This is a genomic window from Streptomyces sp. E2N166 (assembly GCF_003671715.1).
Taxonomy (GTDB): Bacteria; Actinomycetota; Actinomycetes; order Streptomycetales; family Streptomycetaceae; genus Streptomyces; species Streptomyces thinghirensis.
This window is the reverse complement of the sequence record NZ_RAIF01000012.1, coordinates 1,377,380-1,390,073: the sequence shown is the minus strand read 5'-3', so window position 1 is coordinate 1,390,073 and position 12,694 is coordinate 1,377,380. Positions and strand designations below refer to the sequence as shown.

Here is a 12,694-nt window from a genome sequence, read left to right as displayed (position 1 = left end):
GGCCGCGGCGTCGCCCGCCCCGTCCGGCAGCGGCAGGACGGTGAACGCCGGAGTGTGCCGCTCGGCCGCCTCCCGTGCCCAGTCCCCGACCGCGGCGACGAGCACCTCGACGCCGGTGAGGGGGTGGGCGTCGAGGGTGTCGAGGAGGGCGGGCAGGTGGTCCTGGACGTTGGGGCCGTGGACGATGACGCTGAGGTCGGGGATCTCGGGCATCGCGGGGACTCCTTGCCGTCGTCGTCGCTCCCGGCGCTCTCCTGTTCGGTCGTTCGGCCATAGTGGCACTAATCGGGCAAAAGGGTTAACCGTGCGTACGCCTCCCGGGGGAGGGGGCGCTCGGGGCGAGGTCAGGCGGCCGTCTTCGTCTTCGGGGCGGGCTTGGCCGCCGGCTTGGGCTTCGCCGCCCTGTCCGGGCCGCCGGTGAACTTCTCGTACTCCCTGAGGACCTCCTCCGTCGGCCCGTCCATGCGCAGCTCGCCCCGTTCCAGCCACAGCACCCGGTCGCAGGTGTCGCGGATGGACTTGTTGCTGTGGCTGACCAGGAACACCGTGCCGGCGTGCCTGCGCAGCTCCCGGATGCGCTCCTCCGAGCGCTTCTGGAAGGAGCGGTCGCCGGTGGCCAGGGCCTCGTCGACGAGGAGGACGTCGTGGTCCTTGGCGGCGGCGATGGAGAAGCGCAGCCGGGCCGCCATGCCGGAGGAGTACGTGCGCATCGGCAGCGTGATGAAGTCGCCCTTGTCGTTGATGCCGGAGAAGTCGACGATCTCCTGGTAGCGCTCCTTGATCTGCGCGCGGGACATGCCCATCGCCAGGCCGCCGAGGTGGACGTTGCGCTCGCCGGTGAGGTCGTTCATCAGGGCCGCGTTGACGCCGAGGAGGGAGGGCTGGCCGTCCGTGTAGATGCGCCCGTTCTCCACCGGGAGCAGGCCGGCGACCGCTTTGAGCAGCGTCGACTTGCCGGAGCCGTTGGTGCCGATCAGTCCGATCGCCTCGCCCCGGTACGCCACGAAGGACACGTTCTTGACGGCGTGCACCCGGCGCACACCCGCCGCCTTCTCGGCCTTCCTGCCGCGCAGGATGCGGTTGAGGGCGGCGGTCGCGGAGCCGCGGCCGGCGCCGGTGCCGTTGACCCGGTAGACGATGTCGACGCCGTCGGCGACGACGGTGGGGACGCGCTCGTCCGCCTGCTTGCCCATGTCGTTGCCGTTGTTGTCAGCCACGTCCGTACGTCTCCTCGGCCTTCCAGAAGTAGATGAAGCCGCCGATCCCGGCGACCAGGGCCCAGCCCGCGGCCATCGCCCAGACGTGGTCCGGCAGCATGCCGCCGCCGAAGCTGTCGATCAGCGCGAAGCGCATCAGGTCGATGTAGACGACGGCCGGGTTGACCTGGAGGAGGGGGCCGACCCACGAGGGCAGGCCGCTGTCCGGGCCGGTCATGTGATGGATGCTGAACATGACGCCCGAGCCGTACATCCAGGTCCGCAGCAGGAACGGCATCAGCTGGGCCATGTCGGGGATCTTGGAGCCCACCCGGGCCATGATCAGCGCCACGCCCGCGTTGAACACGAACTGCAGCACCAGTGCCGGGACGGCCAGCACCCAGGAGGGGGCGGGCGGTACGCCGAAGGCGAGCAGGATCACGACCAGGGCGGCCATCGAGAACATCAGCTGCTGCAACTGCTGGAGGCAGAAGGAGACCGGCAGCGCCGCCCTCGGGAAGTGCAGGGCGCGCACGAGGCCGAGGTTGCCGGAGACGGCCTTGGTGCCCGCCATGATCGAACTCTGCGTGAAGGTCCACACGAACACGCCGGTGACCAGGAACGGGACGAAGTCCTCGACGCCCCGGCTGGTGTTCATCAGCATGCCGAAGATGAAGTAGTACACCGCCGCGTTGAGCAGGGGCGTCATCACCTGCCAGACCTGGCCCAGCTTGGCCTGGCTGTACTGGGCGGTGAGCTTGGCGGTGGCGAAGGCGGTGATGAAGTGCCGGCGCGCCCACAGTTGACGGACGTACTCGGGCAGGGAGGGGCGGGCGCCGCTGACCGACAGACCGTGGCGGGCGGCGAGGGCCGCCAGGTCGTGGTCGGCGGGGACGGGGGCGACCGCGTCCGGTGTCGGGGGCGGTGTGTGGAGGACCTGACTCACATCCGCTGCTTTCGCTCGTGGGTGGGGGTGACGCCCGTCGTTCACCGGGGTGACCCGGAGCGTTCACTTACGTCGGGACGGGACCGTATCGTCGTAACGCGAGCGTAGGGCTTGGCCGCGTCGGGACGCAACCGTTTCGTCGTAACGCCCCTATGCTTGGCTCGCATGACGACCAACGCCGACGAGCCGCAGCCGCGCCCGCGCCGCCGGGCCCCCGCCGGGGCGGCCGTGCTCCGCGAGGACGTGACGGAAGCCATCCGGGCGGCGGTCTTCGAGGAGCTCGCGGCGGTCGGCTACGCGCGGATGTCCATCGAGGGGATCGCGCGCCGCGCGGGGGTCGGCAAGACGGCCGTCTACCGGCGCTGGCGCTCCAAGCTGCACCTGGTGCTCGACATCGTCTCCGCGCTCGCCGTGCAGGGCCTGCCCGCGCCCGACACCGGCTCCCTGGAGGGCGACCTGCGGCTGCTGTACGAGGTGACGTCCCGTGCCCTGCGCCACCCGGTGGCCTCGCAGATCATCCCCGACCTCCAGGCGGAGGCGGCCCGCAATCCCGACATCGCCGAGGTTATGCGGAAGACCCTGCGGGAGGGCCAGGACGGCGTCGCCAGCAGGATCCTCGCGGCGGCGACGGAACGCGGCGAGCTGGGCCCCGCCGTCGACACCGACCTGGCCCTCGACCTGATCTCGGGCCCGCTGTACTGGCGCTCGGTGGTCATCCGCAGCCCGAAGCCGCCGAAGGGCTACCTGGCGGCGCTGGCGCGGGCGACGGCGGCGGGGCTCAGGGCGCTCTGAGGCCGGCCGGGACTTGTCGGCGGCTCCTGTCGGGACGCGCCTGACGCCTTCGGCGATCGTTCAGCGGACGGCCCCTAATCGCGTGCCGCTCCAGGACGCAGTCGTACCCAGCCCGCCCAGGCCGAGGTGATCATGTCCTCGACGTCGTACTTGGCCTTCCAGTCCAGCTCCACGGCGGCGCGGTCGGCCGAGGCGACGACGCGGGCCGGGTCGCCGGGGCGGCGGGGAGTGACCGTCGGGGGGTGGTCATGGCCGGTGAGGGAGTTGATGCGGTCGATCATCTCGCGGACGGACACGCCTTCGCCCCGGCCGATGTTGAGGGTGAGGGCGCTTCCGGGGGAGGCCTGCAGGGCGCGGGCCGCGGCGACGTGGGCCTCGGCCAGGTCGACGACGTGGATGTAGTCGCGGACGCAGGTGCCGTCCGGCGTCGCGTAGTCGTCGCCGAAGACGCGCGGGGCGGCGCCCTCGGTCAGCTTCTCGAAGACCATCGGGACGAGGTTGTGGGCGCCGGTGTCGGCGAGCTCCGGGCTCGCCGCGCCCGCCACGTTGAAGTAGCGGAGGGACGCTGTGGACAGGCCGGACGCCCGGCCGGTGGCGCGGACCAGCCACTCGCCGGCCAGCTTGGTCTCGCCGTACGGCGACATGGGCAGGCACGGCGTCTCCTCCGTCACCAGGTCGACGTCGGGCATGCCGTACACGGCCGCGGAGGAGGAGAAGACGAAGGACCCGACGCCCGCCGCGGTGACCGCCTCCAGCAGGACGCGCAGGCCCTCGACGTTCTCCCGGTAGTAGTGCAGCGGCAGGTCCACCGACTCGCCGACCTGCTTCTTGGCGGCCAGGTGCACGACGCCGGTGACCGAGTGGTCGGCCAGGGCGCGCGCGACGCGCTCGCCGTCCAGGACCGAGCCCACGACCAGGGGGACGCCGTCGGGCACGCGCTCGGCGATCCCGGTGGAGAGGTCGTCGTACACGACCGCCTCCTCGCCCGCCTCGGTCATCGCCCGTACGACGTGCGCCCCGATGTATCCGGCGCCGCCGGTGATCAGCCAGGTCATGTGCGGCCGTCCCCTCGTCAGTGGTCCTCGGTGCTGGGTAGTCATGATCCGTCATGCCGGTGCCGGGTGGGCACCGCACCCTTCAGGACGAGGCCGAGGCCGGCTCGGTGCCGTACGCGTCGACGGCCGCCGTGAGCCGGTCGAGGCGGGCACGCAGGTCCTGGACCTCCGCCAGGTCCAGGCCGGTCGCCGCGGCGATCCGGCGCGGCACCTCCACGGCCCGCTCGCGCAGCGCCACGCCCTTCCCGGTCAGCCGCACCTCCACCGACCGCTCGTCGCGCGCGCTGCGCTCCCGGTGGACCAGGCCGGCCGCCTCCAGCCGCTTGAGCAGGGGTGAAAGGGTGCCGGAGTCGAGGCGCAGGTGTTCGCCGAGCTTCTTGACCGGCAGCTCGCCGTGCTCCCACAGCACCAGCATCACCAGGTACTGCGGGTAGGTGAGGCCGAGATCCTTGAGCACCACGCGGTAGACGCCGTTGAAGGCGCGCGAGGCGGCGTTCAGGGAGAAGCAGATCTGCTGGTCCAGGCGGAGCCAGTCCGTTGCGGGCGTGGTCATGGTTCCCAGGGTAGCCGATGGTCTTTGTGTGCAATTTAGTTGTGCGCAATTGAATTGCGTGCTCTACTGGGTCTCGTCGGGAGTCGCCACGACTCTCCTCCGCAGACCTCCAGAAAGGGACGGTTACCCATGGACGCGCTCTACACCGCCGCCGCCACCGCCACCCACGGCCGCGACGGTCGCACCGTCAGCTCCGACGGCACGCTCGACCTCGCGCTCGGCGTCCCCGTCGAGATGGGCGGGAACGGGCAGGGCACCAACCCCGAGCAGCTGTTCGCCGCCGGGTACGCCGCCTGCTTCGGCAGCGCCCTCGGTCTCGTCGGCCGGCAGGCGAAGGTCGACGTCAGTGACGCCGCGGTGACCGCGGAGGTCGGCATCGGGAAGCAGGGCGAGGGCTTCGCGCTCGCCGTCACCCTCCGGGTCGAACTGCCCGAGGGCGTGGACGCGGAGACCGGCCGCAAGCTGGTCGAGCAGGCCCACCAGGTCTGCCCCTACTCCAACGCGACCCGCGGCAACATCCCGGTCGACCTCGTCATCGAGTAGGCGAGGTGGTCAGCGGCCCGGCCCGACCCGCGCCAGTACCTCCCCGGTCCGCTCGCTCCACGCCACCACCACCGCCTCCTCGGGCACCGGCCGCCAGCGGGTCAGCAGCAGCCAGCGGACGTGGTAGCGGCGGACGACGGCAGCGCGCTCGGCACGGGTCGAGCCGGGCGCGAGATACGCCTCGACGTCGGCCACCCGCCGCCCGCGTTCCCGCTCGTCCAGCGACGGGTCCGGCCAGGCGGGCGCCGCGAGGTTCGGCCCGTACCCGGCGACGGCGTGCCCGGCGTAGTAGCCGTCGGTGATCACGACCTCGCCGGGGGCGATGTGCCGGGCCGCCCACTCGTACGCCGGCCAGTCGGGCGGCTGCTCGAAGCCGACCGGGTCGAGCGGGCGCGGCACCACCGCCCCGGCGTGGACCGTGAGGAACCCCAGCATGGCCCCCGCCGTGGCGGCCCACCCCAGCGCCCTGCGCCACCGCCCCCACGGCCGGGGCGCGGCCAGCTCCACCGCCAGGGCGAACTGCAACGGCACCAGCGTGAGCCCGAGGATCCGGCCGTAGGTGTAGTGGCCGCTGAACCAGCCGTACGCCACCACCGCGCAGTCCAGCGCGAACATCAGCACCAGCGGATCCCGCGCCGACCGGCGTCCGCGCAGCCAGAGCGCCGGGAGCCCGAGCAGGGCCAGCCAGAACTCCCCGGGCAGGTCCAGGTACAGGATCCGGTGCATCCCGTCCACGCTGTCGTCGCCGGCCAGCGCCAACACGTCGAAGTACGGCCACACCGCCGCCGACGCCACCGCGACACCGCCCGTCAGCGCCCACCGTCCGGCGACCGCCCCGCGCCACCCGCGCTGCCATCCGGCCACCAGCGCCACCGCGCCGAGCGCCGCCGCCACCGCCGTGATCGGGTGGACGAGGAGGATCAGGCCGTAGAGGAGGCCGAGTCCCGCGTATCCGGGCATGCCGCGCAGGCCGCTCGGGCCCACGTACCGCACCCGGCGCGGGTCCCGTGCCCGCGCCCCCGTCAGCGCCCAGGCCCAGAAGGTGAGCCCGATCGCGAAAGCCGACGGGTAGCCCAGGTTGCCCGTCATCGACATCAGCCCGAGATAGCCGCTCCACCAGGCGCGCTCGGTCCCCCACAGCAGCGTCATCGCGCCCAGCGCCAGCACCGGTGCCCACGGCCGCGGGGACAGCACCCGCACGAAGCGGCCGAGGCCCGTCAGCAGCACCAGCAGGTTCACCGGCCCGGCGAGCCGCACCACCTCCCAGCCGCCCAGCCCGGTCAGCCGGGCGAACAGGCCCTGCGCCAGCGCGTACGGCGAGTAGTACGCGCTTCCCGCACCCGGCAGGTCGGCCATCGGGTGGCGGGGGTGGAGGAGGTCGGCCTTCAGGCGCTCGACCACGGCCGCGTGCTGCCCGGCGTCACAGCACAGCGGCACCGCCCAGTACGCCAGCGTCATCAGGAGGAAGAAGAGGAAACCCGCGCTCTGGTACGGGGTGGGACGCCAGACGCGGCCACCGCGCAGCGCCGTCGCTCCGCGCACGGAACGCCGGGCGAGGACGCCGGCGCTCACGGGACGGTCGAAGGGTGGGGCATTCGGGACATTTGGCGTATGTTCCCGATGATCCCGCCGGGGTCAACGAGATGACTTCACATCACCCCATCGAGTGCGGGTCAGCTGGTCGCGCGCGCCCGGTCCGCGTGCCCCTGCGACGGCAGCGCCACCCGCCCCCGCACCACCGGCTCCAGCAGCAGCGGCACCCCCACCACCGGCAGCAGCCACGCCAGCACGATCAGCCGCCCGCCCCAGATGTCGATGTCCGGATGTCCGGCCTGGGTGAGGATCCCGGTGAACGCCGCCGCGACCACGAAACCGCCGACCGCGCCGCCGCGCCGCAGCGCGCCCCACGCTCCGGCGGCCAGGGCCGTGACGAACAGCGGCTCCCACGCCTGCCGGCGCAGCCACTCCACCCAGAAGTTGCCCTGCAACTGCCAGAACTCCGGCCACGGATCCGCCCGGTCGGGCCGGGCGAAGTGGCCGGTCAGCAGGTCCTGGAGGCTGTCGGACACCGACGGGTAGTGCAGCAGCCGGGCCAGGGCCATCGTGACGACGGCGCCTGCCAGACCCACCGCCGCGAGCGCCGGCACGTCCCGGCCGGGCGGCCGGCCCCGCCGGTGCCGCCGCAGGGCGATCAACGCGCCCGTCGCCGCCAGGCACGCCCCGAGGAACAGCGCCTGGGAGTGCTTGACCGTGAAGAGCGCGAGCAGCGACCCGGCGACCAGCGCGTACCCGGCCCGCTCGCGTCCCGCCCGCAGCACCAGCGCACAGCCCCACACCGCCGCGAGGGTCAGCGCCATCAGCAGCCCCTCGGTCATCGGACGCATGGCGGTCGTCCCGCACGGCAGCACGTAGTACAGACCCTGCCCGGCCAGCGCGAGCGGCACCGACACGGACAGGGTGCGCAGGATCAGGAAGGCGAGGACGCCGCCCGCGCACGCGATGACGACGCTCGCCGCCCACAGCCCCCACGTCGCCCCGAAGGCCAGGACGAACGGCACCAGGAACACCGGGTAGCCGGGCCGCGCCTCGAAGATCCGCATGAAGCGTTCCTCCATGTACGGCACGGTGTGCCCGCCGGTCTGCCCTGCCTCCAGCCGCGGCTCCACGTGCCGCCACTCCCGCTCCCGGCACTCGTCCATGACCCGGTCGGTGGGGTCGGGGCGGTGGAAGTGGACCACGTGCACGCTCTGGTCGCGCCGGGCCGTCGACGCCTGGCTCGTGCACACGTACTCGATCGTGGCCGCCGCCACCCCGCGCTTGCTCCCGCCGCCGAGACTCAGGGCGTACGACAGGTAGTTCTTGGTGTCGGGGGTGTCCCGGCCGGTGACGTTCGCCAGCTGGAGCAGGGCGAACACCGCGGCCAGGAGCAGCACCCAGGTGCGCGGCCTCACGACGAGGTCAGCAGGGAGCGGCCGGCGGACGGGACGGCCCGGGCACCGGGCACGCCGACGGGCTCCGGCATCGGCTCGCCCAGCATCAGTGTCCGGACGACCCGCTCGGCGGCCAGCCCGTCGTCGTACTCGCAGAACCGGGCCCGGAACGCGGACCGCAGCCGCGCCGCCTCCTCGTCCCGCCACGCGCCCGACGCCAGCAGCCACGCCAGCTCCCGGTAGGAGCGCGACACATGGCCCGGTGCCTCGGCGGTGACGTCGAAGTAGGCGCCGCGGCTCGCCGTGTAGGCGCCCCAGTCGTCGGCGTGGATCACGATCGGCCGGTCCAGGAGGGCGTAGTCGAACATCAGGGCGGAGTAGTCGGTGATCAGCAGGTCGGAGGCGAGCATCAGGTCCTCGACGTGCGGCTCGTCCGTCGCGTCGATCAGGACGCCCCGCCGGTGCAGCTCGGTCAGGCCCATGCCGCGCGCCGGGCCGGTGGCGAGGGACGGGTGCAGGCGGACCACCAGGGTGTGGCCGTCGCCGAGGTCGGCGGCGAGCCGGGCCAGGTCGATCCGCTCCACGTGCCCGCCCCGCCGGTACTCGCGGCGGGTCGGCGCGTACAGCACGACGGTGTGCCCCTCGGGGACGCCCAGCCGCTCGCGGACCCGGCGGCCGTCCTCCGGGGCGGCGCCCACCAGCACGTCGTTGCGCGGGCTGCCGGTGTGCACGGACGTGAAGTGGCACGGGTACGCCCGCTCCCACACCCGCTCCGCGTACCGGCTCGCGACCAGGCTGTAGTCCCAGCGGTCGGCCCGGCGCAGCATCTGCGGCACGTCGACGCCGTGCCGGGCGCCGGGCCGCCCCAGCAGGTCGGCGCCCATGTACTTGAGCGGGGTGCCCTGGTGGGTGTGGATGTGGACGCTGCCCGGGCGTTTGGCCACGGCACCGGGCCAGTTGACGTTGTTGACGAAGAACGTGGCCCGCTCGGTCACCCGGCGGTAGGCGGCGCTGCCCAGGACCACGTGCTCCGTGTCCGGCGGCAGCGCCGCCGTGTCCGCCGCGCACTCCTCGTCGCGCACCACCCACACCCCGCGCAGGTGCGGGGCGATCTCGCGGGCCTTGCGGTAGACCGCCGCGGGGTCGCCCAGCACGCCCCGGTGGGAGAACGCCGAGTACACGGCGAGGCCGGCGTCCAGCGGGCGGCGCCGGTTCACCGCGGTCCGCACCCGCCCCGCTCGTCCGGCCACCACCCCGCGCGCCTGCCGCGCCCGCCGCTCCAGCTCCCGGCCGGCCCGCCCGGACTGGCGCCGCACCAGGTAGGTGGCGTATCCGCCGTTCAGTAGCCGCAGCTCGGCCGGGATCTCGGCGCCCTCCGGCCGGTACGCGCGGAACATCTCGGCGGTGCGGCGGAAGAACTCGGCCTTGTCGGACGGCGGCAGCCGGTCCGGCTTGGACAGGATGTCCAGGCAGTGCTCACCCATCTTGGCGTGCAGGAACGGCCGCCAGCGGGCCAGTTCCGGGCGGGCGTCGAGGAACGCGAAGACCCGCTCGTACTGCGCGTGGACGTCGAAGTGCCTGCGGCTGGTGGTGGACAGGATGTTGCCCTGGCGGCGCTGCCGGTAGTTCAGGCAGATGCGGTCCAGCGTGGCGATCCGGCCGGCGCTGAACATGACCGGGAACGTCCAGGGCGTGTCCTCGTAGTAACCCGGCGGGAAGGTGAAGCCCTCCCGCTCGACGAAGTCGCGCCGGTAGACCTTGTTCCAGACCACCATCAGCAGGTCGAGGATCCCGGGGTGCTCGGCGGCCGTGAAGGTGCCGTCCCCCGCCTCCGCCAGCACCTCGGCCAGGACGTTGCGCCGTGTGCCGCCCCACCAGTAGGTGCGCGCGTAGTCGAACACCAAGACGTCCGGGCCGTCCGGGCAGGCCGTCTCCGCGAGCCGGTCGGCCATCGCGCGCAGGGCGCCCGGGGTGAGGGTGTCGTCGCTGTCGAGGAAGAGGAGGTAGTCGCCGGTGGCGTGCGGCAGCCCGGCGTTGCGGGCCCGGCCGAGGCCCACGTTCTCCTCCAGGTGCAGCACCCGCACCCGCTCGTCGCGGGCGGCGTACTCGTCGAGGATCGCGCCGCAGCCGTCCGGCGAGCAGTCGTTCACGGCGATGACCTCGATGTCCCGGTAGGACTGGTCCAGGACGGAGTCGAGGCACTCGCGCAGGAAGCCCTGCACCTTGAAGCAGGGGATGATGACGCTGAAGCGGGGCACGGCGGGGTCAGCTCCTTACGAGGGTGGCGGCGGGGGCCGGGACGCGCTCCGCGAGCGGGATCACGGGCGGCAGCGCCTCGGGCGGCTCGCCGAGCAGCACCCGGCGCACGACGCGCTCGGCGGCCCGGCCGTCGTCGAACTCGCAGAACCGCTCCCGGAAGGCCGCCCGCAGCGCCGCCGACTCCGGCCCCGCGTACGAGCCGTCGCGGAAGACGCGGGCCAGTTCCTCCGGCGTCCGCGCCACCGGTCCCGGCGGCGCGGCCATCAGGTCGAAGTAGACGCCGCGGGTCTCCCGGTAGACGTCCCAGTCGTCGGCGTACACGACGATCGGCCGGTCCAGGTTGGCGTAGTCGAACATGATCGACGAGTAGTCGGTGACCAGCGCGTCGGCGGCCAGGCACACGTCCTCGGAGGAGCGGTGCGAGGTCACGTCGATGATCCGGCCGCTGCCCCGCCTGCCGCCCCGGTCGTAGAAGTAGTGGGCGCGCAGCAGCACCACCACGTCCTCGCCCGCCGCCTCGCAGAAGGCCTCCAGGTCCGGGCCGCCCGCGCCGGATCCGCTCTCGTAGTCCCGGTGCGTGGGCGCGTACAGGACGGCCGTCTTCCCCTCCGGGACGCCCAGCTCGCGCCGGACGCGGGCGACGTCGTCGGCGGTCGCCGTGCAGTAGACGTCGTTGCGCGGGTAGCCGTACTCCAGGTGCTCGTAGGAACCCGGGAAGGCGCGCTCCCACATCTGGGTGGAGTGGCGGTTCGACGAGATGTTGTGGTCCCAGCGGTCCACGCGGCCCAGCAGCCTGGCGAAGCTGCCGCTCGCCGCGGCCACCACCGGGTACGTCGACTGATCGACGCCCATGGTCTTCAGCGGCGTGCCGTGCTGCGTCTGCACGTGCACGCTGCCGGGGCGCTTGACGACGCCCTCGGCGAAGTTGGCGTTGTTGACCAGGTACTTGGCACGGGCCAGCACCTCCCAGTAGCGCCGGCTGCCGATGACGGCGTGGTCGACGTCGTCGGGCACCGTGTGCGCCTGGTCGGCCTCGACCAGGAACACCGAGCGCAGGTGCGGGGCGAGTTCGCGGGCCTTGGCGTGGATCGCGGCCGGGTTGCAGGCGTAGCCGCGGCCCCAGTACGCGCAGTACACGACGAGGCCCGCATCCAGCGGGCGGCGCAGCGCGCGCCGGTAGCGCAGGCGGGTGCGCAGTCCGTCCGGGCGCGGCAGGCGCCGCAGGACACCGGTCGCCGCCCGGTTGGCGGCGCGCAGCGCGCGGAAGCCCGCGTACGAGCCGGACGCCAGCAGCCGGTGCTGCACGCCGATCCGGCCTCCCGGGGGCCGGAAACCGGCGGGGCGGTGGCGCCGGTAGAGGCGGCTCGCCCGGCGGAAGAAGGTGCGGCGCTCCCGGCGGGTCAGGCGCCGCGGATGGGTGGCCGTCTTCAGGATCGCGGCGAAGAGCTGCTCGAACAGCGGTCCGCGCCGCTCGTCCGGCAGCCCCCGCTCGGCGGCGTGCGCGAGCGCCAGTTCCGCCTGGTCGAGGAGGTCCGCGTGGTGCTCACCGGGCAGGTTCAGCCGGTTGCCCTGCCGCCGCACCAGATGCCGTACGACGACGGAGCGCAGTACGGCCACGCGCTCGGCGCGCGCCGCGACCAGGGCGCCGAAGCCGACGTCGGTGAAGTGCCCGTCGGGGAAGTCCAGCCGCCGCTCGGTGAGGAAGGTACGGCGGTACACCGCGCTCCAGGCGGGCAGCCGTACGCCGGTGAGGTGCGGGGCGCGGTCGGGGGCGAAGGTGCCGTCCGGTGCCTTGGCCAGCAGCGGGGCGGCGGGGTTGGTCGGCTCGCCCTCCCACCAGGGCACCCGCTCGTGCTCGAAGTGCAGCACGTCCACGCCGCCGGTGTCCGCCAGCCGCGAGTCCAGCGCCGCCAGCGCGCCCGGCACGAGGACGTCGTCGCCGTCGAGGAACAGCAGGTACGCGCCGGTCGCCGCCCGCATCCCGGCGTTGCGCGCCCCGGCCAGCCCGGCCGACGGCGGCGAGTGCACGGGCGCCACCCGGCAGTCCCGCTCGGCGCGCTCCACGGCGACGTCCGCCGCGACGCGGTCCTGGGCGTCGTGGACCGGGATCAGCTCGAAGTCGCCGAAGGACTGGGCGAGGACCGAGTCCAGCGACTGGGACAGCCGCCCCGCGACCCCATGGGACGGGACGATGATGCTGAAGCGGGGCATACTGCTCTTTCTCTCGTTCCACTGGTCCTTCGGGAGTCACCCGTCGGACGGGAGCCCCCGCCCGACGGAAACCCCCGCCCGACGGAAACCCCCGCCCGACGGAAGCCACCCCCGCCGCTCGTGCCGTCCGGCGGCCCGGTCGTCCCGTCGGCCGCCAGGTGGGCGGCCGGGTCGGAGTGGGCCGCGACGAACTGCGGGGCATGCGAACT

11 protein-coding genes are annotated in these 12,694 nt (G+C 73.4%); 2 read left to right on the top strand and 9 right to left on the bottom strand.

Annotated elements, in window-relative coordinates:
• From EBH09_RS14085 to EBH09_RS14075, 3 genes are all read right to left on the bottom strand, one after another.
• Window positions 1–213: hypothetical protein (locus tag EBH09_RS14085; protein WP_153182658.1), on the bottom strand; the 213-nt coding region annotated here is incomplete at its 3' end.
• Between the two features lie 131 nt (window positions 214–344).
• Entirely contained in the window at window positions 345–1,193 is an 849-nt protein-coding gene (locus EBH09_RS14080; protein WP_121747395.1) for an ABC transporter ATP-binding protein, read from the bottom strand.
• A 16-nt stretch (window positions 1,194–1,209) separates the two neighbouring features.
• Window positions 1,210–2,142: an ABC transporter permease gene (locus EBH09_RS14075; protein ID WP_121747271.1), complete on the bottom strand. Its 933-nt coding sequence runs from the start codon at window positions 2,140–2,142 to the stop codon at window positions 1,210–1,212.
• 165 nt (window positions 2,143–2,307) lie between these two features.
• Here EBH09_RS14075 and EBH09_RS14070 point away from each other — a divergent pair, with 165 nt between their 5' ends.
• The gene (locus EBH09_RS14070) at window positions 2,308–2,934 is read left to right on the top strand and encodes a TetR/AcrR family transcriptional regulator (RefSeq protein WP_121747270.1); all 627 of its coding nucleotides are present in this window, start codon (window positions 2,308–2,310) and stop codon (window positions 2,932–2,934) included.
• A gap of 74 nt (window positions 2,935–3,008) precedes the next feature.
• Here EBH09_RS14070 and galE read toward each other — a convergent pair whose 3' ends face one another.
• Entirely contained in the window at window positions 3,009–3,989 is a 981-nt protein-coding gene (galE, locus tag EBH09_RS14065; protein ID WP_121747269.1) for a UDP-glucose 4-epimerase GalE, read from the bottom strand.
• An 82-nt stretch (window positions 3,990–4,071) separates the two neighbouring features.
• Window positions 4,072–4,542, bottom strand: coding sequence for a MarR family transcriptional regulator (locus EBH09_RS14060; protein WP_121747268.1), 471 nt, complete (start codon window positions 4,540–4,542; stop codon window positions 4,072–4,074).
• 129 nt (window positions 4,543–4,671) lie between these two features.
• Between EBH09_RS14060 and EBH09_RS14055 the strand changes: the two genes are divergently transcribed.
• Complete coding sequence (locus EBH09_RS14055) at window positions 4,672–5,085, top strand: organic hydroperoxide resistance protein (protein ID WP_121747267.1); 414 nt, start codon at window positions 4,672–4,674, stop codon at window positions 5,083–5,085.
• 9 nt (window positions 5,086–5,094) lie between these two features.
• Here EBH09_RS14055 and EBH09_RS14050 read toward each other — a convergent pair whose 3' ends face one another.
• The 4 genes from EBH09_RS14050 to EBH09_RS14035 all read right to left on the bottom strand — a co-directional run bounded on the left by EBH09_RS14050 (window position 5,095) and on the right by EBH09_RS14035 (window position 12,485).
• Window positions 5,095–6,657 carry a hypothetical protein gene (locus tag EBH09_RS14050; RefSeq protein ID WP_121747266.1) on the bottom strand — a complete coding sequence of 521 codons (1,563 nt, stop codon included), beginning with the start codon at window positions 6,655–6,657 and terminating at the stop codon, window positions 5,095–5,097.
• A gap of 101 nt (window positions 6,658–6,758) precedes the next feature.
• Complete coding sequence (locus tag EBH09_RS14045) at window positions 6,759–8,036, bottom strand: hypothetical protein (RefSeq protein ID WP_121747265.1); 1,278 nt, start codon at window positions 8,034–8,036, stop codon at window positions 6,759–6,761.
• A complete protein-coding gene (locus tag EBH09_RS14040; RefSeq protein ID WP_121747264.1) occupies window positions 8,033–10,273 on the bottom strand; it encodes a bifunctional glycosyltransferase/CDP-glycerol:glycerophosphate glycerophosphotransferase in 2,241 nt (746 codons plus the stop codon). Before EBH09_RS14040 ends, EBH09_RS14045 begins: the two co-directional genes overlap by 4 nt.
• 7 nt (window positions 10,274–10,280) lie before the next feature.
• Entirely contained in the window at window positions 10,281–12,485 is a 2,205-nt protein-coding gene (locus EBH09_RS14035; protein WP_121747263.1) for a bifunctional glycosyltransferase family 2 protein/CDP-glycerol:glycerophosphate glycerophosphotransferase, read from the bottom strand.
• Window positions 12,486–12,694: the final 209 nt, after the last annotated feature.